General features: G+C 70.5%; 20 protein-coding genes and 1 tRNA gene. 7 read left to right on the top strand and 14 right to left on the bottom strand.

All coding sequences use genetic code 11. The features are described from left to right. Positions 1-15: 15 nt before the first annotated feature. Positions 16-462: a carboxypeptidase regulatory-like domain-containing protein gene (locus VPH43_RS16370; protein WP_328578795.1), complete on the bottom strand. Its 447-nt coding sequence runs from the start codon at positions 460-462 to the stop codon at positions 16-18. 289 nt (positions 463-751) lie between these two features. Between VPH43_RS16370 and VPH43_RS16365 the strand changes: the two genes are divergently transcribed. Next, positions 752-1,645, top strand: coding sequence for a cyanophycinase (locus VPH43_RS16365; RefSeq protein ID WP_328578794.1), 894 nt, complete (start codon positions 752-754; stop codon positions 1,643-1,645). A gap of 15 nt (positions 1,646-1,660) precedes the next feature. Here the strand turns inward: VPH43_RS16365 and VPH43_RS16360 are convergent, their stop codons facing one another. From VPH43_RS16360 to VPH43_RS16325, 8 genes are all read right to left on the bottom strand, one after another. Further along, the gene (locus tag VPH43_RS16360) at positions 1,661-3,067 is read right to left on the bottom strand and encodes a M23 family metallopeptidase (protein ID WP_328578793.1); all 1,407 of its coding nucleotides are present in this window, start codon (positions 3,065-3,067) and stop codon (positions 1,661-1,663) included. Positions 3,068-3,199: 132 nt separating this feature from the next. Beyond that, complete coding sequence (locus VPH43_RS16355) at positions 3,200-4,381, bottom strand: GGDEF domain-containing protein (protein ID WP_328578792.1); 1,182 nt, start codon at positions 4,379-4,381, stop codon at positions 3,200-3,202. Beyond that, positions 4,381-4,524, bottom strand: coding sequence for a hypothetical protein (locus tag VPH43_RS16350; RefSeq protein ID WP_328578791.1), 144 nt, complete (start codon positions 4,522-4,524; stop codon positions 4,381-4,383). The genes VPH43_RS16355 and VPH43_RS16350 overlap by 1 nt, the downstream gene beginning before the upstream one ends. A 17-nt stretch (positions 4,525-4,541) precedes the next feature. Next, complete coding sequence (locus VPH43_RS16345) at positions 4,542-5,369, bottom strand: ABC transporter permease (protein WP_328578790.1); 828 nt, start codon at positions 5,367-5,369, stop codon at positions 4,542-4,544. A 16-nt stretch (positions 5,370-5,385) separates the two neighbouring features. Beyond that, positions 5,386-6,195 carry an ABC transporter ATP-binding protein gene (locus tag VPH43_RS16340; RefSeq protein ID WP_328578789.1) on the bottom strand — a complete coding sequence of 270 codons (810 nt, stop codon included), beginning with the start codon at positions 6,193-6,195 and terminating at the stop codon, positions 5,386-5,388. Then, a complete protein-coding gene (locus VPH43_RS16335; RefSeq protein WP_328578788.1) occupies positions 6,192-7,226 on the bottom strand; it encodes an ABC transporter substrate-binding protein in 1,035 nt (344 codons plus the stop codon). Before VPH43_RS16335 ends, VPH43_RS16340 begins: the two co-directional genes overlap by 4 nt. A gap of 45 nt (positions 7,227-7,271) precedes the next feature. Next, a complete protein-coding gene (locus VPH43_RS16330) occupies positions 7,272-8,684 on the bottom strand; it encodes a UdgX family uracil-DNA binding protein (RefSeq protein ID WP_328578787.1) in 1,413 nt (470 codons plus the stop codon). A 9-nt stretch (positions 8,685-8,693) separates the two neighbouring features. After that, positions 8,694-9,953 (bottom strand): putative DNA modification/repair radical SAM protein, encoded by a 1,260-nt coding sequence (locus tag VPH43_RS16325; RefSeq protein WP_328578786.1) that lies wholly within the window; start codon positions 9,951-9,953, stop codon positions 8,694-8,696. An 88-nt stretch (positions 9,954-10,041) separates the two neighbouring features. On the opposite strand from VPH43_RS16325, the gene VPH43_RS16320 reads away from it, so the two are divergent. Together VPH43_RS16320 and trhA are read left to right on the top strand one after the other, a co-directional pair. Continuing rightward, the gene (locus VPH43_RS16320) at positions 10,042-10,818 is read left to right on the top strand and encodes an SDR family oxidoreductase (RefSeq protein ID WP_328578785.1); all 777 of its coding nucleotides are present in this window, start codon (positions 10,042-10,044) and stop codon (positions 10,816-10,818) included. Positions 10,819-11,023: 205 nt separating this feature from the next. Next, entirely contained in the window at positions 11,024-11,671 is a 648-nt protein-coding gene (trhA, locus tag VPH43_RS16315; protein ID WP_328578784.1) for a PAQR family membrane homeostasis protein TrhA, read from the top strand. Positions 11,672-11,797: 126 nt separating this feature from the next. Here the strand turns inward: trhA and VPH43_RS16310 are convergent, their stop codons facing one another. Together VPH43_RS16310 and VPH43_RS16305 are read right to left on the bottom strand one after the other, a co-directional pair. Then, entirely contained in the window at positions 11,798-12,934 is a 1,137-nt protein-coding gene (locus VPH43_RS16310) for a septal ring lytic transglycosylase RlpA family protein (protein ID WP_328578783.1), read from the bottom strand. Positions 12,935-13,013: 79 nt separating this feature from the next. Beyond that, a complete protein-coding gene (locus tag VPH43_RS16305; protein ID WP_328578782.1) occupies positions 13,014-15,140 on the bottom strand; it encodes a TonB-dependent receptor family protein in 2,127 nt (708 codons plus the stop codon). Between the two features lie 97 nt (positions 15,141-15,237). On the opposite strand from VPH43_RS16305, the gene VPH43_RS16300 reads away from it, so the two are divergent. Continuing rightward, on the top strand, positions 15,238-15,804 hold the full coding sequence (locus tag VPH43_RS16300; RefSeq protein ID WP_328578781.1) for a hypothetical protein: 567 nt from the start codon (positions 15,238-15,240) through the stop codon (positions 15,802-15,804). Between the two features lie 34 nt (positions 15,805-15,838). Here the strand turns inward: VPH43_RS16300 and VPH43_RS16295 are convergent, their stop codons facing one another. After that, entirely contained in the window at positions 15,839-16,015 is a 177-nt protein-coding gene (locus tag VPH43_RS16295) for a hypothetical protein (protein ID WP_328578780.1), read from the bottom strand. Positions 16,016-16,179: 164 nt separating this feature from the next. Between VPH43_RS16295 and VPH43_RS16290 the strand changes: the two genes are divergently transcribed. The 3 genes from VPH43_RS16290 (at position 16,180) to VPH43_RS16280 (ending at position 19,784) form a co-directional block, all read left to right on the top strand. Further along, entirely contained in the window at positions 16,180-18,216 is a 2,037-nt protein-coding gene (locus VPH43_RS16290) for an NADPH-dependent 2,4-dienoyl-CoA reductase (protein ID WP_328578779.1), read from the top strand. 67 nt (positions 18,217-18,283) lie between these two features. Further along, entirely contained in the window at positions 18,284-18,751 is a 468-nt protein-coding gene (locus VPH43_RS16285; protein ID WP_328578778.1) for a CreA family protein, read from the top strand. Positions 18,752-18,788: 37 nt separating this feature from the next. Beyond that, positions 18,789-19,784, top strand: a complete 996-nt coding sequence (locus tag VPH43_RS16280; RefSeq protein ID WP_328578777.1) for an alpha/beta fold hydrolase — start codon at positions 18,789-18,791, stop codon at positions 19,782-19,784. 76 nt (positions 19,785-19,860) lie between these two features. Here the strand turns inward: VPH43_RS16280 and VPH43_RS16275 are convergent. Together VPH43_RS16275 and VPH43_RS16270 are read right to left on the bottom strand one after the other, a co-directional pair. Further along, positions 19,861-19,936: transfer RNA gene (locus tag VPH43_RS16275), tRNA-Arg, on the bottom strand. Positions 19,937-19,976: 40 nt separating this feature from the next. Then, on the bottom strand, positions 19,977-20,183 hold the full coding sequence (locus tag VPH43_RS16270) for a DUF3606 domain-containing protein (protein WP_328578776.1): 207 nt from the start codon (positions 20,181-20,183) through the stop codon (positions 19,977-19,979). Positions 20,184-20,251: the final 68 nt, after the last annotated feature.

Here is a 20,251-nt window from a genome sequence, read left to right as displayed (position 1 = left end):
TTTCAGGCCGCTGCTTCAGTTGGAGGACACCAGCGGGCTGGACCAGTGCACCACATGGCCGGAGGCGTTGACGGTGCGCCGCTGCGTCTTGCCATTGAAGTCGGCCTCCACCGTGTAGCGACCCGGCGGCACCTTCACCATCAGCAGCGGCCCGGCCTTGGACACAGCCATTACCGGGCCCTTGTCGCCGCGCACCCGCACCTCGTCCGCCACGCCGTATTCGCCGCCCTGGCCGCTGAAGGCGATCTGCAGCGGGAACTCGCTCTGCAGGGACTTCATCGCGGCGCGTTCCTGCTCGCCGGCGCCGCCGTTGACAAACTGCACGCCGCCGGCTTGCTGCACGCGCAGCGCCGGTGTGTTGGTGACCGCGTCCACATCCACGGACGGCGCTTGCGCCATCAGGGTGGTGGCAGCGGCCAGGCTGATGGCAAAAGCGAGGGCGGCGGGGGTGTGGCGCTTCATGGTGATGCTCCTTGGGAGGCTGGACTCCAGCGTAAGGAACACCGCGCGCCACGTCTGTCGTCGCCACCAGGGAACTGTGGTGAGGGCCGCCTGACGCGCGTAGTCGGGCGCTGACAAAACCGTATCAGGGTGTCACCGAGCCGCCGTACCCGACCTGCCAACGGCTGTCTTTCAACTGCCGCGGTCGCCCGCGCACGTGGCCCTTGTTGCAGCGTGGCGGCTCGCGTGCCGCGGCATGACACTTGCCGCAACCGGACACAGCCCACCCCCTTGCTGCGCCCCACCGCCGATGCCCTTGTCCTCGCCGCCTTCCCCCCACCCTGACGCCCCACCCGGTCACCTGGTGATCATCGGCGGGGGTGAGGACCGGTCGCAGGACATGCGGGTGTTGCGGCGCTTCGTGGAGCTCACGCACGCTGCATCGCCCAAGGTGGTGGTGCTCACCGCGGCCAGCCGCGAGCAGGACAAGGTGGCCGAGGTGTACCAGCACGCCTTCGGCCTGCTGGGCGCCAAGCCCATGGTGTTTGCCATGCACAACCGCCAGGATGCAGCGGATCCGCAGGTGATCGAGCACCTGCTGCAGGCCGACGGTGTGTTCATGACCGGTGGTGACCAGCGCAAGCTGCTGTCCATCATCGGCGGCACCCGCACCTCGGCGGCCATGCACCGCATCTACCGCGAGCGCGGAGCCTGCATCGCCGGGACCAGCGCCGGCGCGTCGGCGATGTCCGAGCACATGCTGGCCGAGGGCTGGGTGAATCCGCATCCGCAAAAAGGCGCGGTGGACCTGGCGGCGGGCCTGGGCTTCCTGCCGCGGGCGATCGTGGACCAGCATTTTTCCGAGCGCCAGCGCCTGGGCCGTTTGCTCACCGTGGTGGCGCAAAACCCCTACCTGCTCGGCGTGGGCATCGACGAGGACACCGCACTGGTGATCGAGCGCGGCCTCGGCCTGGAGGTGGTGGGCGATGGGGCCGTCACCCTGGTGGACGGCCGCGAGATGCAGTCGGACTTTCTCGAGCTGTACGACCGCGACCTGATCGAGCTGCACAACGTGCGCCTGCACCTGCTGCCCGACGGCGCCCGCCACGGCATGCAGGAAGGCGCGGCACCGGACTCCAGCCCGATGCCGCAGCGCCTGCGCGAGGCGGTCGCCATTCTTTGCAGCGGCGAATACCCGGCGTGAGGCGCTTGCCGAGCGCTACTGCTGGGTCCAGAGCGTGTAGCTGCCGGTGCCGCTGTACTGGTTGATGCGCCAGCGGTAGTAGCCGGCGCCGGCGCTGACGCTCAGGCTCTCGTCCGAGCTCGGGCCGTCGCTGGCGGCCACCTTGTCCCACTGGCCGGTGCTGCTGTTGTAGCGGCCCAGCACCAGGTCGAAGTCGGTGCCCGCCGCGCCCTGGAGCCACGCGCGCAGCGTGCCGCCGGCGTAGTAGAAGCCGCCGCTGCCCGGGTGGAACGCCGCGCCGCCGGAGCCGCTGAAGCTGCCGCTGTACTTGTTGCAGCCGGTGCCGCTGCAGGGCTCGGTGGGCGGGGTGGTGTCGCCGTGGCCGTAGTTCACCAGGCCGGACTGGTTGGCATACACGCGCACGCCGTTGCGCTCGGCGTAGCCGCTGTAGGGCTGGCTGCCTTCGAACCAGGTCCAGCCGCCGATGAGCTTGTTGTTCACCGCCTCTGCCGCGCCGGTGTCGGCGCGCCACAGCGTCCAGTGCACATGGTTGCCGCTGGCCGAGCCGCCGCAGGGCAGCTCCACGCCCGTCATGCCGATGAACTGGCCTTCGGCGATGGACTGGCCGTTGTTGATCGTGGCCTGGTTGCGCGTGTGGTAGTAGCCGGTGGCCCAGCCGTTGTCGTGCACAACCTTGATGTAGGGCCAGCGCGAGTTGGTGCAGAACTTGTACGCGATGCCGCCGCGCGAGGCGAGCACCCGGCCATCACCGCCCCAGAAGTCGATCGCGTTGTACGGCCGGCTGGAGCCGCTGTCGCCATGCACGCCGGCTGTGCCCCAGGCCGCGCCCTGCAGCTGGAACGGCATCGACAGGCCCACGCTCACGGCGGCCTGGATGCGCGCGGTGCCCAGCGCCCGGCGGGTCTGGCTGCTGCGTTCGGCGAACAGGCGGCGCTCGGGCGTGCTCATCACCGCGTCGGGCGCGGCCTGCGAGAGTTCGTTGAACCGTTCGCTGTCTTCGAGCGCCACCTCCCAGCCCTGGGCCGTGTGCCGGGCGATGAACAGGGCCGTGACCGGGCTGGTGTCATGCGCGGTGGCGGGGATGGGGAAATAGCCGCCGCCGAACACCCACAGGCCGTCGGCCGAGCGGCGCTGCACTTCCACCACCGGCGCCGGCAGGCTGCCGTAGCTGGCGCGCACCTGCTCTGCACGTGCGGCGGTGAGGGCGCGGGCGACCGCGTCCTCCAGGGCGGCCGGCGCGATGGCCGGGCCGGCGACGGCGGCCGCGCCGGAGGTGCCCGCCTTGGTGGAAGGTGCGTCCTCCGGCACTGCAGCAGCGGTGGCGGCGCTGGTGCTCGCGGTGGGATCGGCATCACCGCCGCCACCGCAGGCGGCCAGCAGCAGGACCGCCAGGCCGGCGATCGAATGGCGTTGGAAGGTCAAGGAAGTCTCCTGTGCGTTGGAATGGCGGGCGCCACCCTAGCGGCTGCACAGGTGTGTGTCGGTCTGATCTTGTGCCGATGTGTAGAAAGCACGCGGCCGCGTCGATCGGCGCCAACACGGCGCCGCGCGCGCTCAGGCAGCGGTGGGCAGCTCGCGCACCGGCCCGCGTGCCACGTCAGCCACCAGCTGGCCGCGGCCGGCATGCTTGGCGGCATATAGCGCGTGGTCGGCACGCGCGATCAACTGGGCCAGCGTTTCCTCGCGCGGCCCCAGCGAGGCCGCGCCGCTGCTGAAGTTGACCTCGAAGCCGACCAGCGGATTGAGTTCCTCGGTCAGGCGCTGGCGCATGCGCTGGTCCACCACGCGCGCGGCCGCCAGATCGGATTGCGACAGCAGCACGCAGAACTCCTCGCCGCCGTAGCGGCCCACCAGGTCGCCATTGCGCACGCTGGTCAGCAGCAGCTCCGCAAACAGCGCCAGCACCCGGTCGCCGGCCGGGTGGCCATGCTGGTCGTTCACCTGCTTGAAGTGGTCCAGGTCCACCATCAGCACGGTGAAGGCCTGGTGGTGGCGCAGCGCCAGGCGCAGCTGCTCGGCGCCCCGCTCCAGCAGTGAACGGTGGTTGAGCGTGCCGGTGAGCCCGTCCAGCGTGGCCAGGCGGTGCAGCGCACGCTCCGCTTCGTCGCGGTGCGCCAGCAGCATGGCCAGCGTGCCCACGGTGAGGCAGGCGCTGTTGACCAGCAGCCCACCCACGTTGAGCCAATGGTTGGAGCTGAAGCTCGGGTAGGCCTGCGGTGCCCACAGCACCAGGGCGGCACGCGCCAGCACCAGCGGGCCGGACAGGCCCAGCGCACCAAAGGCCAGCCAGCGCCAGCGGACGCCGGTTTTCACCGGCCGCCACGGCCGCACCAGCCAGGCCAGCCACATCAGCTGTGTAGCCAGCAGGGTGTTGATGAGGCAGATGCGCGCGGCGGCGTTGTCATAGATCAGCCAGTGCACCGCAAGGGCCAGCAGCGGCGGGCCCAGCACCCACCAGCGCGGCACCGGCTGGCGCAGGAAGTGCTGCGCCGCCACGTACATCGCACTGATGCTGGCCACCAGCGCGCTGGCGCCCAGCGTGCCGGTGATGCGGCCGCTGCCAGGCGCCCAGGTGGCCGCGATCACCAGGGCCCAGCCGGCCGACTGCCACAGCAGGGCCGCGTTCCAGGCGCGCACGCCCGAGCGGCCCAGGCCCACACCCACGGCCAGGGCCACGCTGGTCAGCGTGACACTGGCCCACATGGCAAAAAAGAGGGTTTGGGCGTCGAGGGTCATCACAGCGGCGCCTGGCGCCCCTTCGGCATATCGGCCGGCGACCCGGCGCTGTTGAGCAGGTGCCGGCCACGCGGACGGGCAATGCGGGCGCTGTTCACGTCGAACTCGGTGCGGATCGGGTTGTGGCCTGGTCGGCGCGGCAAGCAGCGTTCCGGGCGCGTCAGAGCTTTTCGGTTTCCCCCGCCTTCGGTTGCCAGGTCATCAGGCGCCGCTCCACCTGGCCGACGATCGCGTCCAGCAGCAACGCAAAGCCGGTGAGCACCAGGATGCCCGCCATCACGGTGTTGATGTCGAAGCTGCCCTCCGCCTGCAGGATGAGGTAACCCACGCCGGAAGAGCTGCCCAGGTATTCGCCCACCACCGCGCCCACGAAGGCCAGGCCCACCGCGCTGTGCAGCGAGCTGAATACCCAGCTCGTGGCGCTGGGCAGGTACACGTGGCGCAGCAGCTGGCGCTGGCTCGCGCCCAGCATGCGCGCGTTGGCCAGCACCACCGGGCTCACCTCCTTCACGCCCTGGTACACGTTGAAGAACACGATGAAGAAGGTGAGCGTGACGCCCAGCGCCACCTTGCTGGCCACGCCCAGCCCGAACCACACGGCGAAGATGGGCGCCAGGATCACCCGAGGCATCGAGTTCAGCGCCTTGATGTACGGGTCCAGCAACGCGGCCGCCAGCGGGCTGAGCGCCAGCCACAGCCCCATGCCCAGCCCCGCGACCGTGCCGATGCCGAAGGCCAGCACGGTCTCCAGCAGGGTGATCCACAGGTGGCCGTAGATGTCGGCGCTGACGAAGAACCAGCTCCACACCCGCCCGAGGATCTTGAGCGGCTCACCGAAAAAGAAGGCAGCCTGGCGGTCGTTGTCGAACAGGAAGGGCGGGATGAGCCCCGGCGCGGTGAGCGCATGCCACAGCGCGAAGACGATCAGCAGCAGGGCCGCCTGCCAGACACGCAGGGTGCGATGGGAAAGTTTGATGTGGGACCACATGGGGCTGCGCTTCGCCTTACGCCATCAACTGCTGCTGGTACCCCTTGAGCACTTCTTCGCGCAGCACATTCCAGATCGCCTTGTGCAGCTCGATGAAGCGGGGTGTCACCCGCACCTCCGCCACATCGCGCGGCCGCACCAGGTCGATCACGAACTCGCCGATCGGCCGCGACGCCGGCCCTGCGCTCATCACCACCACGCGGTCACTCATTGCGATCGCTTCGTCGAGATCGTGTGTGATGAACAGCACCGCTTTTCGTTTGGACTGCCACAACGCCAGCACCTCGTTTTCCATCAGCTGGCGCGTCTGCACGTCCAGCGCGGAAAACGGCTCGTCCATCAGGATGATGTCCGGGTCCAGCACCAGGGTCTGCGCCAGGCTCACGCGCTTGCGCATGCCGCCGGACAGCTGGTGCGGAAAGCGGTCGCCAAAGCCGGCCAGGCCCACACGCTGCAGCCAGGCATCGGCCTGCGCTCGAGCCCGCGAAGGCGCGACGCCGCGGAACTCCAGGCCCGCCGTCACGTTCTGCAGCGCGGTGCGCCAGGGCATCAGCGACTCGGCCTGGAACATGTAGCCCGCGCGCCGGTTCAAGCCCTGCAGCGGCAAGCCAAACACGCTCACGCTGCCGGTGGACGGCTGCAGCAGGCCGGCTGCCACGTTGAGCAAGGTGCTCTTGCCGCAACCGGTGGGGCCGACCACCGAGACGAACTCGCCCGCCTGGACGGTGACGTCCACGTCCTTCACCGCGGTGTAGCGCTGGCCAGGGTCGTCCTTGCTGACGAAGGTGCAGCTCACGCCGGCGAGCTGCAGGGCCGGTGCGCTCATCCCTTCGGGTACTTCGCGTTGGCCTTCTTCGCGAACTCGTTGGTCCACACGGCGCCCAGGTCGATCTGCGCCTTGGCGATCTCCGGGTCCACACTGGCCAGCGCGCGCAAGGCGGTGGCGGCGCCCTGCTCGGGAATCAAACCGTCCACGCTGAGGGCGGGCTTGCTCTTGAGGAAGGCATCGATGTAGACGGCGCGGTCGTTGAGCAGGAAGCCCTCGGGCACCACCTTGATGATCTCGCCCGGGCCCGCGGCCTGGATCCACTTGTCGGCCCGCACGATCGCATTGGCCAGCGCCTGCACGGTGTTGGGGTTCTTGTCGATGAAGGGCTGGGGTGCGTACAGGCAGGCGGCCGGCATCGGGCCGCCGAACACCTTGTCGGCCTCGGCCACGATGCGGGTGTCGGTCACCACCCGGATGTCGCCCGCGCGCTCCAGGATGGTGATCACCGGGTCCAGGTGCGACAGTGCGTCGATGCTGCCCTGCCGGATGGCGGCGATGGCGGCGTTGGTGGCACCCACGCCGATGAAGCTCACGTCGGTGGGCTTCAGGCCCGCCTTGGCCAGCACGAAATTGGCCATCACGTTGGTGGACGAGCCCGGCGCGGTCACGCCGATCTTCTTGCCTTTCAAATCGGCCACCAACTTGAAGTTCGGCATGGTCTTCTTGTTGACGGCCAGCACGATCTGCGGCGCGCGGCCCTGCAAGGCAAACGCACGCAGGCGCTGGCCCTTGGCCTGCATGTTCACCGTGTGTTCGAACGCACCCGACACCACGTCGGCGCTGCCGCCCACCACTGCACGCAGCGCCTGCGAGCCGCCGGCGAAGTCGACGATCTGCACGTCCAGCCCTTCGGCCTTGAAGTAGCCCAGCGTCTCGGCCACGGTGAGCGGCAGGTAATAGAGCAGGTTCTTGCCGCCCACCGCGATGGTGAGCTTGGGCTTTTCCAGCGTCTGGGCGTGCAGCCAGGTGGGCAGTGCGAGCAGCGAGGATGCCGCGGCGCTGCGGCCGAGGAAGTGTCGGCGTTGCATGGACGTTGTCTCCAATGGGGTCGTTCGCAAAGGGTGCGGGCAACTCTAGCGGATGGCGGCCTCGGCGACCCTGCGCAAATCCCCCACCCAGGTTTCGAACGCGGGCTCGCGCTGCTCGGCCGGCATGCGCAGCAAGGCGGCCGGATGCCAGGTGACCAGCACCTCGCGCCCGTCGGCGGTGGGCAGCCACTGGCCGCGATGCTCGCCGATGCCTACCTTGCGGCCCAGCAGCGACTGCGCCGCCGTGCTGCCCAGCGCCACCAGGTGCCGCGCCGGCATCGCGCCCAACTCGCGTTCCAGCCAGCCGCGGCAGTTCTCGATCTCGCGCTGGCCAGGTGTCTTGTGCAGCCGGCGCTTGCCACGCAGCTCGAAGCGGAAGTGCTTCACCGCGTTGGTGAGGTACAGGCGCTCGCGCGGCAGGCCGGCTGCGGCCAGCGCCTGGTCGAGCAACTGGCCGGCGGGGCCGGCGAAGGGTCGGCCCAGCAGGTCTTCCATGTCGCCCGGCTGTTCGCCCACCAGCACCACCGGCGCGTCGCGCGGGCCCTCGCCGGGCACGGCCTGGGTGGCGTGGGCGGCATGCGGGCAGTCGCGGCAGCGGTCGAGGGCAGCGGCCCAGGCATCGACGTCGCTGGCGCTGGGCGGGAGCGCGGGTCGGCGCCGCTGCGCATCGCTGGGGCCGTGTTCCACCATGGTGTCGGTTCGGTGGGCGGCGGCGGCCATCAGCGGCGCGATCAAGGGCGCTTCCGGCAGGTTGTGCCACAGGCGGCGCGGCATCTGCTGCTGCATGTGGGCCGGCTTCGGCCGGGCGGGGTTGAAGATGCTGGCGTAGTAGGTGAGCCAGAGCGCCGTGCGGGCGTCGTCCAGCGGGATGTCCTCGCGCCGTGCGCCGCAGCCGATGTGCAGCTCGGTACCGTCCCAGCCGATGCTGCGCTCGGGCGTGAAGATGGCCCAGCGCATGCTCGCGAAGCGCGCCTGGAAGAACGGGGCCTGCGACGCCACCACGTGATGCTGCGGCTCGAACCAGGCCACGTACTGCGGCCCGTGGGGTGTGGCGCGTTCGTGGAAACGCAGGAAGGCGCGCATCTCGTACTGGTCGCGCCGCACCTGCTGCGCGAGTTGCCGCGCGGCCAGCATGTCGGAGTCCAGCGGGTCGTGGCGCAACGCGGGGTCCTGCACCAGCCGCCAGAGCAGCCGGTACATCAGGTGGAAGCGCCCGGGGTCGCGGTGCAGCAGCGCTTGCGAGGCCAGCGTGATGAAGCCGGCCGGCACGCGAGGCGTGGTGGTCGTGTCGTCGTGGCCATCGCCAGGCAGCGTGGTGGCCTTGAACAAGCCGGGCGCATCGTCGCCTAGCACCTGCCAGTCCACCGCGTCGGGCGGCTGGCCTTGCTGCAGCAGGCGTCGCGCTGCATGGCGCCAGCCCATCACGTCGGCCGCATCGGCCAAGGTCACGATGTGCATGGCGGGCGCTCAGAACAGCGAAGCCTGCGCCGCCGTGGGCCGCAGGCGCGCGGCCAGTGCACGGCCATCGAGCTGCCGGCCGGGATGGTGGTCGGCCACGCTCACGAAAGGCAGCACCTTGGCCAGCGGCACCCGCAGGCGCTTCAGGTCGTCGCTGCGCAGCGCGCGCACGCGGCGGCTTTGCAGCAGGCGCTCCACCGCCTTCACGCCCAGGCCGGGCACGCGCAGCAGCAGTTCGCGCGGCGCGCGGTTCAGGTCCACCGGAAAGCGTTCGCGATGCGCCAGCGCCCAGGCGAGCTTGGGGTCGATGTCCAGCGCCAGCAGGCCGTCGGTGCCGGTGACCAGCTCGCCGGCGCTGAAGCCGTAGTAGCGCATCAGCCAGTCGGCCTGGTAGAGGCGGTGCTCGCGCTCCAGCGGCGGCGCGGCCGGCGGCAGCTTGCGCGAGGCATCGGGGATCGGGCTGAACGCGGAGTAGTACACCCGCTTCAGGCCATAGGCCGCGTAGAGCGTGCTGCTGGTGGCAAGGATGGTGCGGTCGTCCGCGCTGTCGGCGCCCACGATCAGCTGCGTGCTCTGGCCGGCCGGCGCAAACACCGGTGCCGCGGCGGCCTTGGGCTTGAGGCTCGCGGCGGATCGGGGCGGTGCAGGCCGGGCCGCGGCGCGCGCGTCATCGATCAGCAGGTGCAGCCGCGCCATCGACTTGCGGATGCCGGGTGCGCTTTTTTCCGGCGCCAGCGCCTGCAGCCCTTCCGGCGTGGGCAGCTCGAGGTTGATGCTCAGGCGGTCGGCGTAGCGGCCAGCGCGCGCCAGCAGCTCGGGCGCCGCATCGGGAATGGTCTTGAGGTGGATGTAGCCGCGAAACGCGTGCTCCTCGCGCAGCACGCGAGCCACTTCCACCACCTGCTCCATGGTGTAGTCGGCGCTGCGGATGATGCCGCTGGACAGGAACAGGCCTTCGATCAGGTTGCGGCGGTAGAAGTCCAGCGTGAGCTGCACCACCTCGTCCACCTTGAAGCGGGCCCGCGGCACGTTGCTGCTGACGCGGTTGACGCAGTACAGGCAGTCGTAGAGGCAGTGGTTGGTGAGCAGCACCTTCAGCAGCGACACGCAGCGGCCGTCGGGCGTGAAGCTGTGGCAGATGCCGGTGCCGTCGGTCGAACCGAGGCCCTTGCCGTCCAGCGAGTCGCGCTGGTGGCCGCCGCTGGAGGCGCAGGAGGCGTCGTACTTGGCCGCATCGGCCAGCACGGCAAGTTTGTGTTGGAGGTCCATCGCGGTACTGCCTGGCTCTGGATTGATACTGGTTGAATATACAGTAGTGCAGGCGTGCGGCGGCGGAGGCCATGCCATCATCCGCGGCATGAGTTCACCGACTTCCCCGCCGCTGGTGCTGATCACCGGCGGCAGCCGCGGCATCGGCGCCGCCACCGCCTGCCTGGCAGCCCGACGCGGCTGGGACGTGGCCATCAACTTCGTGCGCGATCGCGCCGCTGCCGAGCAGGTGGCTGCGCAGGTGCGCGAGCGCGGCCGGCGTGCGCTGGTGCTGCGGGCCGACGTGCAAAGTGACAACGATGTGCGCGCGATGTTTGCCGCGCTCGATGCCGCACGGGCTGCGGGCGATGTGGGCCCCTTGCGCGGCCTGGTGAACAACGCCGGTGTGGTGGACGCCGCCGCGCGCGTGGACGAGATGACACCCGAGCGCCTGCAGCGCATGTTTGGTGTCAACGTGCTGGGCAGCTTCTCCTGCGCCCGCGAGGCGCTGCACCGCATGAGCACGCGCCATGGTGGCGCGGGTGGTGCGATCGTCAATGTGTCGTCGGTGGCCTCGCGCCTGGGCAGCCCGGGCGAATACGTGGACTACGCCGCGGCCAAGGGTGCGATCGACACCTTCACCATCGGCCTGGCGCGCGAGGTGGCGCGCGAGGGGGTGCGCGTGAACGCGGTGCGCCCGGGCATCACCGACACCGACATTCATGCGTCAGGCGGCCAGCCCGATCGCGCGCAGCGCCTGGCGCCGAACATCCCGATGGGTCGCCCGGGCACGGCGGAGGAGATCGCGCACACCATCGTCTGGCTGCTGTCCGACGAAGCCGCGTACGTGAGCGGCGCCTTGCTCGACGCCAGCGGCGCCCGCTGAAATGGACCCGCCCCCACGCTCACTGCCCCCCGAGGGGGCGCGTCAGCGCCTTCGGGCGGCCGGGCGGCACTGACTTGATGTCATCAATGACCTACTTCACTTCGCGCTTCCCACGAAGCGCTTCAGGAACAGGCGTTGCCGAATCGACTGCACAGCAGGTCATCGGGAGCGCGTCATGGAAACCAGGGCGATGAGAATCCAGCGAATGATCACCGAACAGCGGCCACAGACGCTGGGCGAAGAGATCGCCAACAGCATCAGCCACGGCATCGGCTTCCTGCTGGCAGTGGCCTCCCTGCCGATCCTGCTGCGCACCTGCGCTGAACGTGGCGGCCAGGCGCTGGACCTGATGGCGGTGAGCGTGTTCGCCGGCACCATGATGCTGCTGTACCTGGTATCGGCCGTGTACCACGCGCTGCCGGTGGGCCGCATCAAGGAAGTCTTCAACCGCTTCGACCATGCGGCGATCTACCTTTTCATCGCGGGCAGCTACACGCCGTTTGCGCTGGGCGCCCTGCGAGGTGGCCTGGGCTGGACCCTGTTCGGCGTGGTGTGGGTGCTGGCCGCGATGGGCGCACTGGCCAAGCTGCTCAACCGGCTGTCGCACCCGCTGTGGTCCACCGGCCTGTACATCGCGATGGGCTGGCTGGCGGTGTTTGCGGCCGGCCCGTTGCTGGAGCGCGTGTCGCCGCAGGGGCTGACCTTGCTGCTCGCGGGCGGGGTGAGCTACACGCTGGGTGCGGTGGTGTTCCTGTTCGACTCCCGCATCCGTTATGCGCACTTCGTGTGGCACCTGTTCGTGCTGGCCGGCAGCACCTGCCACTTCTTCGCGGCGCTCTGGTATGCCCGTTAGCCCCCGGCCGCCTGGCGGCCGCCCCCCATGGGGGCTCGCGACGCGGCCGGGCAACCCGTCCGCGCCGCGCTCGTCCGCCACCACCGCCCCTGGCCGCTTCGCGGCCTGTCCCAGAGGAACGGATCTCTAGCGGCGCTCCACAATGACCGGCACCAGCTGCAGCGCTGCGCGGATGCGGTCGGCCGCATTGCTGGCCTCGCTGCGCGAGCGATAGGGCCCGGCCTGCAGCTTGTGCACGCTGCGGTCGTTGAACACGGCCAGCAGCGGCTGCAGCCAGTCGAGCTCCTGCTCCACCTTGCGCTGGAACTCCATCGCGCCGCTCGATTGGCGGAAGGCGCCGAGCTGGATCCAGAAACCGCGTGCGTCGGCGGTGCCGGCTTTGGCGGATTCGCTGGCCAGCGGTGCGGCCGCGGCCAGGGACGCGGCCGGGGTCGAAGCCGCCGCTGGTGAGTCGGTGCCATTCGCCGGCCCGTTGGTTGGGGTGAGCACCACGGTCGGTGTGTTGGCCGGCGTCGCCGCCGTAGCGGCCGGCAAAGCCAGCGTGGTGGACGGTGGTGCGGGCGTGGCGGCAGGGGCTGGCGTGGCGAGCACCGCCGGCGCTTCACCCGCCTGCACCGGCGCGGGTGCCGCCTTCGCCAGCATCGTAGTGCCCGGCCCCTCGCGTCGCCAGGCGCCGGTGCGGATGTCCTCGCCGGTGATGCGCTCGATCTCCACCGGGCGCACGCCGCGCAGCAGGTCGAGCTTGAGTGCCGCGGTGTAGCTCAGGTCGATGATGCGGCCGCTGTGGAACGGCCCGCGGTCGTTCACGCGCACGATCACCTCGCGGCCGTTGGCGGGGTTGCGCACACGCACGTAGCTCGGGATCGGCAGCGTGGGGTGCGCGGCGGTCATCGCATACATGTCGTAGAGCTCCCCGCTCGCCGTGGGCCGGCCGTGGAACTTCTTGCCGTACCAGGACGCGAGGCCGCGCTCGGCGAACGGTGGGTCGCCGGCCAGCGGCACGTACTGCTTGCCGTTCAGCTCATAGGGCTTGTTGGGGCCGCCGCGGCGGATGGCTTCCAGCTTGGGCTCCGCATCCGGCACGCGGTCGAGGTTGGGCGGCGGGTTGGCCTCCGCACCATCCCGACCGGGGGCCGGGCTGCTGGAGCGGGGCGCGCCAGCGGGTGTGCCGCCCCCCGGCGGCGCACTGGCGCAGCCGGCCAGCAGGGCGGCCGCGGCGAGGGTGAGGGCGCCGGCATGCCGCGCCCAGGAGCCTTGTTGCATGGGGCGGCACCCTACACGAAAAGCGCGACCGGGCGGAAGGACGCTTTTCACCGCCGCGCCCGCGGTACACGCTGTAGCGCTACCAGTGGTAAGCCGCGCCCGCGCCCAGCATCAGGCTGCGCCCCGGTGCGGGCTCGAAATAGCGCTGGTTGCCTTCATTGACGATCACTGAGCCGGCATAACGTTTGTCCGCCAGGTTGTCGGCCCGCACATAGGCCTGCAGCCGCCAAGGCCCCAGCGTGCGTTCGATGCCGGTGCGCAGGTTGAGCACCGCATAGCCCGCAGCGGCGTCGGTGTTGAGGTCGTTCACCATCACGCGGCCCACGCCGCGCGCTTCCAGCGCCATGGACGCACCCGATGGCGCGTGGCGCCATGAGACTTCCGCATAGGCGGTCCGGCCAGGCGCGCCGGGCAGGCGGTTGCCGGCAGCCACCAGGCCGGTGTCGCAAGGGCCGCTGCAAAAGCTGTCGGCATAGCGTGCGCGCAGGGTGCTCACGCTCAACAGCGCGCCCAGGCCGTTGGCCCAGCGGCCTTCCACCAGCGCCTCGGCGCCCTGGCGCCTGGTGCGCCCGGCGTTCTGGAACACCGAGCGGCCGCCGCTGTTGGCCTGCACCGCCAGCTCGTCGAGCGTGCGCACGTCGAAGAGCGCCAGGCGCGCGCTCACCGTGTCGGACCAGCGCGCCTTGGCGCCCGCTTCCATGTGCCGGCTGTGCGCGGCGCGCAGGCCGAGGTTCAGGCCGGTGTCGCTGCCGTCGGTGGAGCGATAGGCCAGCTCTGCGAGGGTCGGTGTCTCGAAGCCCTGGCCATAGGCGGCATACAGGTGCAGCGCCGGCGTGGCCTTGAAGGTGGCGCCCAGGGCCGGGCTCACCGCGCGGTAACGCACGCTGCCGCTGTCGTCGCCATTGCCCGGCACGATGTACGCATCCACCGAACGCACCGTCACCCGGCTGGCGCGCAGGCCGGCCAGCAGCAGCCAGCGCGCGCTGGGTTCCCATTCGAGCTGGGCATAGGGGTCCAGGCTGTCCGCGCGGTTGGTTTCGTCGCGTCGCGGCGCACCCACCACGCCCAGCGTGCTGCCCACGAAGTTCTGGTAGCCGCGGCGCTGTTCGTTCACGCGGTCGAAGGCCAGCCCGGCGGCCAGGCGCCAGGGCTGCTGCGCGAGTGCGCCGCTGTGGGTCCAGCGCAGGTCGGCGCCGCTGTAGTTGCGGCCGAGGTCGATCACCCCGCCGGGGCTGGTGGGCGCCTGCTGCGCGCTGCTCGGGATGGATTGGAACTGCACCGTGCTGCGCTCGCCGCCGTACAGCTGCAGCGCCAGCCGGTCGTCGGGGCCGATCTGGCGCTCATACCCCAGGCCCAGCTGCATCTGCTCCACCGACTTGCGCGTGTTGAAACGCAGCGCTGCGCTGTCCGCCTGCTGCGGGTCGGCCGCGAACTGCGCGCGCGTGAGGCCGAGCGGATCCTGCACCTCGGGCATCTGCACCGCGTTGGCCACCAGCACCAGCTGCGAGTGCTCGTCCACGGCGATGCGCAGGCGGGCATTCTGGTTGTCGCGTGCAGCCGCGCTGTGCTCGCGGCTGCCTGCGGTGCTGAAGTGCGAGGCCGACAGCGTGTAGTGCAGCCCGTTGGTGGCGCCCATGGCCTTCACGCCATGGCGGCGCTGGCGGTCGCTGCCGCCGGCCACCTCGGCCGACAGCGTCTGCCCTTCATCGGCCTCTTCGGTGAACACCGCCACCACCCCACCCGCCGCATTGCCGTACAGGGCCGAAAACGGCCCGCGCAGCACCTCCAGCCGGCCGGCCGAGCCGAGGTCGATGTGCGACACCTGCGCCTGCCCGTCGGGCAGGGTGGCGGGAATGCCGTCCACCAGGAACCGCAGTCCGCGCACACCAAAGGTGGAGCGGGCGCCGAAGCCGCGCGAGGAGATCTGCAGGTCCTGGGCGTAGTTCTGCCGGTTCTGCGCCACGATGCCGGGCACGCGCTGCAGTGACTCCGACAGATTCACCTTCGGTTGGCCGGCTTGCAGGGCGTTGCTGTCCAGGACGTCGGCCGACAGGGGCAGCGCGGCCAGGCCGGCGTCGCCGCGGGTGCCGGTGATCACCACGGTCTGGGGGGTGGCGGCGGGCTCGGCTGCGCGAGTGGGCAGCGGGGCCAGCAGCGCGAGCAGGGGCAGGCACGCCAGCGTGGCGGTGCAGGGGGAAGGAGTCATGGCGAGCGCCAAGGTAAACGAAGTGCCCATGGTGCCAGCAGCCCTGGGCATGGCGCTTGCGGCTGTGTTGCCATCGGAACCCCCAGGAGAGCCTCACATGGCCAACAGCCCTTTGCTCGGCGGCGAGCGTGCCGCCGAACGCCCGCGTGGCACCAGCACCGACCTGCTCGGCCCGAGCGACACCTCTGACAGCGGCAGCGACATCACCGGCGCCGTGGGCGCGGTGGAAACCGACGAACTCGGCTTCGATGGCGGCTCCAACGACGACATCCGGCGAGCACCGGGCGCCGGTGCGGACATCGGCGATGCGGACCTGGACGGCGGCAGCGATTCCGGCGGCACCGGCGAACGCGCCGAAGCCGGCCGCGACACCTTGCGGGAAGAGGCGCCGGACATCATGCCGGACCGGGTGATCGGCATCGGCTCGGACGAGGCCGCAGTGGCCGGTGAGTTCGACGAGCTGGCCGCCGATGCCGACAGCGGGGACGACGCGGACGAGTTGGCGGCCGACGACGGCACCGAAGACAGCGATGCCGCGCCGCGCCCCCCAGCCGGCTCAGCGGCGCGTCAGGCCCCGCGCGGCGGGGAGAACCGTCCGCGAGCGGCGGGTGAAAAACGCGTGCAGGACCCGGTGTCCGAGCGCGACAAGTCGATCGACGCCTGAGAGGGCGCCTTTGGATGGGCGCTGGCGCGGGGCCTCAAGGCCGCGCGCTGGCGACCTGCTCGCCCAAAGCGGCCCCGTCGCGGGCCGTCCCGGTGTCGGCCGGTGCGTCGCTGCGCGTCATCTGGGCCGGTGGCGAGGGCGCCGGCAGCACCTGGGAGCCCACCTGGGCCAGGGCAAGGTAGGCGGCGAGGAAAAGGTAAGCAGCAACCATGGGGCGGATCCTCGTGCGGTACGGATAAGCCTTGTTTCGGCGCGTTTCATTCACTTACAAAGGTCGAATGTCACGTTTGGGCTGCTGCGTTGGCGGTTTCCCCAGGCTGGATTGGACGGCGCTCCCTACCGGGCAGGCGGGCGCGGGCCCTAGGCTCGCACCCCATGTCCGCGCCCTACCCCCACCTCCTGCAGCCCCTGGACCTCGGTTTCACCACCCTGAAGAACCGGGTCCTGATGGGCTCCATGCACACCGGCCTCGAAGACGGCAACCGCTTCGACCGCCTGGCTGCCTATTTCGCTGAACGCGCCCGCGGCGGCGTGGGCCTGATGGTCACCGGCGGCTTCGCGCCCAACGTGGCGGGCTGGACCAAGCCCTTTGCCGGCCGCCTGGCCACGCACGCGGCCGCCAAGCGCCATCGCCAGGTCACGGACGCGGTGCACACCGAAGGCGGCAAGATCGCGCTGCAGATCCTGCACACCGGCCGCTACGGCTACCACCCGCTGGCGGTGGCGCCCTCGCGCATCCAGTCGCCGATCACGCCGTTCACGCCCTGGGGCTTGAGCGCGCGCGGCGTGGAGCGCCAGATCCGCGCCTTCGTGCGCTGCGCCGTGCTGGCCCGCGAGGCGGGTTATGACGGCGTGGAGATCATGGGCAGCGAGGGTTACTTCATCAACCAGTTCCTCGCCGCGCACACCAACCAGCGCAACGACGAGTGGGGCGGCCCGTACGAGAACCGCATGCGCCTGGCGGTGGAGATCGTGCAGCGCACCCGCGAGGCGGTGGGGCCGGACTTCATCCTCATCTACCGCCTGTCCATGATCGACCTGGTGCCCGGCGGCAGCACCTGGGACGAGGTGGTGATGCTGGCCAAGGCGGTGGAGCGCGCCGGCGCGACCATCATCAACACCGGCATCGGCTGGCATGAAGCGCGTGTGCCCACCATCGCCACCAGCGTGCCGCGCGGCGCCTTCGCCTGGGTGACGCAGAAGATGAAGGGCGAGGTCGGCATTCCGCTGGTCACCTCCAACCGCATCAACACGCCCGAGGTGGCCGAACAGATCCTCGCCGACGGCATGGCCGACATGGTCTCCATGGCGCGCCCGCTGCTGGCCGACCCCGAGTTCGTGAAGAAGGCGGCCGAAGGCCGGGCCGAGGACATCAACACCTGCATCGCCTGCAACCAGGCCTGCCTGGACCATGTGTTCGTGGCCAAGACGGCGAGCTGCCTGGTGAACCCGCGGGCCTGCCACGAGACCGAGCTCGTCTTCCGGCCGACCCCGAAGAAGCGCCGCTTCGCGGTGGTGGGTGCCGGCCCGGCCGGGCTGACCGCGGCCACCGTGCTGGCCGAACGCGGCCACGAGGTGCACTTGTACGACGCGGCCGAGCGGATCGGCGGCCAGCTCAACATGGCCAAGCAGGTGCCCGGCAAGGAGGAGTTCCACGAGATGCTGCGCTACTTCCAGCGCCGCGTGCAGCAGGCCGGCGTGCAGCTGCACCTGGGCCAGTGGGTGCAGCCGCAGGCGCTGCGCGATGGCGGCTACGACGAGGTGATCGTGGCCACCGGCGTCAGCCCGCGGGTGCCGAAGATCCCGGGGCTGGACCATCCCAAGGTGCTGAGCTACATCGACGTGCTGCGCCACCGCAAGCCGGTGGGCCGGCGTGTGGCCATCATCGGCGCGGGCGGCATCGGCTTCGACGTGGCGGAGTTCCTGGTGCACGAAGGCCCGCTGCCCGCGCTCGACCCGCAGCTGTGGGCGAGCGAATGGGGCATCACCGACCCGGCCGTTGCACGCGGCGGCCTCTCGCCGGCCAAGCCGCACGTCAGCCCGCCAGCACGTGAGGTGACCCTGCTGCAGCGAAGCAAGGGCAAGGTCGGCGCCAAGCTCGGCAAGACCACCGGCTGGATCCACCGCGCCACCCTGAAGATGAAGAACGTGGCCATGGTGGACGGCGTGAACTACGAGCGCATCGCCGACCAGGGCCTGCTCATCAGCCATGGCGAGGACCGCAGCGATCCCACCTGGCTGGCGGTGGACCATGTGGTGCTGTGTGCCGGCCAGGAGCCGCTGCGCGAGCTGGTGGAGCCGCTGAAGGCACTGGGCCTGACGCCCCACCTGATCGGCGGCGCCTTCGAAGCGGGCGAGCTGGACGCGAAGCGGGCGATCGACCAGGCGAGCCGGCTGGCGGCCACGCTGTAGCCGGCGGCGAACCGCTGCGGCAGGCCGCAGAATGGCAGAACCTGCCCTCCAGCTGAAGGAAGTTCGCATGCGGTCCCTTGCCCTATCCCTCGTCGTTGCATCGGCGCTGCCCGCGGCCCAGGCCGAGACCATCGGTTCGGTGGACACGGTGTTCAAGTTCATCGGCCCGGACCACAAGATCGTGGTGGAGGCCTACGACGACCCGATGGTCGGCGGCGTCGCGTGCTACGTGTCGCGCGCCAAGACGGGCGGCATCAAGGGCGCCCTCGGCGTGGCGGAGGACAAGGCCGAAGCCTCCATCGCCTGTCGCCAGGTCGGGCCGATCACCATCCCCAAGCCCTTGCCTGTGCAGGAGGAGGTGTTCAACGAGCGCATGAGCCTGCTGTTCAAGAAGCTGCGCGTCGTGCGCATGGTGGACCGCAAGCGCAATGCGCTGGTCTACATGACCTACTCGGATCGGGTGATCGAGGGCTCGCCGCAGAATTCCGTGACCGCAGTGCCGGTGGACCGCGGCACGGTGATCCCGGTCAAGTGAGCCGAGCGCCCTCTGGTCCAACCCCTACACCACGCACATGAACCTGTTTGCACTTGCCCGCCTGCTGTTGCTGCTACCCCTCATCGCGCTGCTGCCGTCGGCGCACGCCCAGCCGGCAGTGCGCACCGGCACCGTCGACACCGAGGACGGGCGCCTCTACTACGAGCTGCACGGTGACGGCCCGCCCCTGGTGCTGGTGGCGGGCGGCCCGGGTGCGCCGCGCACGTCCCTGCGGCCGGAGTTCGACCAGCTGGCCGACCGCTACACGGTGGTCTATCTGGACAACATTGGTCGCGGCCGCTCGTCCGACCTGCCTGCGGGCCGTCACCACTCACCGGAACGCGACGCACTGGACATCGAGCGGCTGCGGCAGGCCCTGGGCTTCGAACGCATCGCCTTGTTGGGCCACTCCTATGGCGGCTATCCGGTGCTGGTCTACGCCGGCCGCTTCCCGCAGCGCCTGAGCCACCTGGTGATCTCCAGCTCCGGCCACAGCGCCGACTCCTGGCAGCGCAACATCGACAACGTGAACCGCTTCGTCGAGAACCAGTACCCCGAGGTCTGGCAGCAGCTGCAGGCGATGCGCCAGCGCGGCGTGCGCAGCTGCGCTCCGGAGTACCAGGCGCTGTACGGCGAACCGATCGGCCAGCTGTACTGGCACGACCCCGCCAAGGCCGAGGCGCGCAAGCCGGTGTCCACCGACCCGCGCGACAAACCGCGCCAGGCGGTGTACTGCGACATGATCGGCGACGACGCGGAGGTGGTGGTGGGCGGCGCGATGGCGCGCTTCGACGCGCGGCCCGCACTGGCCAAGGTCAAGGTGCCCACCCTCATCACGGCCGGCCGCTACGACCCGGTGTGCCCGCCGGTGGTGGCCTTCCAGATCCGCGACGCCTTCCCGGCCGGTGTGGCGAAGGTGCGGGTGTTCGAGCACAGCTCGCACCGGCCGTGGGCGGAGGAAGGCAGCGTCTACTTCGAGGCGTTGAGGGCGTTTCTGGCCGCGCCGGCGGCACCCAACAAAACGCCGGGCTGACGGCCCGGCGCACCAAGCAAAACGCCGGGCTCAAGACCCGGCGTGTGCGGCGGCTGTGACTGGCCGCGAAGAAGGATGGCGCGCCCGGCTGGGATCGAACCAGCGACCCTTGGCTTCGGAGGCCAATACTCTATCCACTGAGCTACGGGCGCGCGAAGCGGCGATGTTAACCGGTCCGGCGCCGCGGACCCGTCAGCCGCCGGATTGTTTGGCGGCACCGCCGCCGGTGAGGTAGTCCTTGATGCGGTCCACCCGCGGGCCTACCGCCTTGACGGCCGATTCCAGCGCCTCCGGCGGCACGCTGAGTTCGCGCGCCCAGTGCGCCAGGCGTTGCGGCGAGCCGATGTCGATCTCGGCGTGCGAACCCGGCTCCTTGGCAGCGGCGGCGTTGTCGGTCATGGGCGGCTCCTGGTTGTGGTGTGGTGCTTGAGCGGCAACCGCCATGCCGGCCGCGCCCAGGGGCGGTC

It is taken from the genome of Ideonella sp. BN130291, from assembly GCF_036231905.1.
Classification (GTDB): Bacteria; Pseudomonadota; Gammaproteobacteria; order Burkholderiales; family Burkholderiaceae_C; genus CAMLIZ01.
Note: the sequence above shows the minus strand (reverse complement) of the source record. Positions and strands in the feature narration are given on the sequence as shown.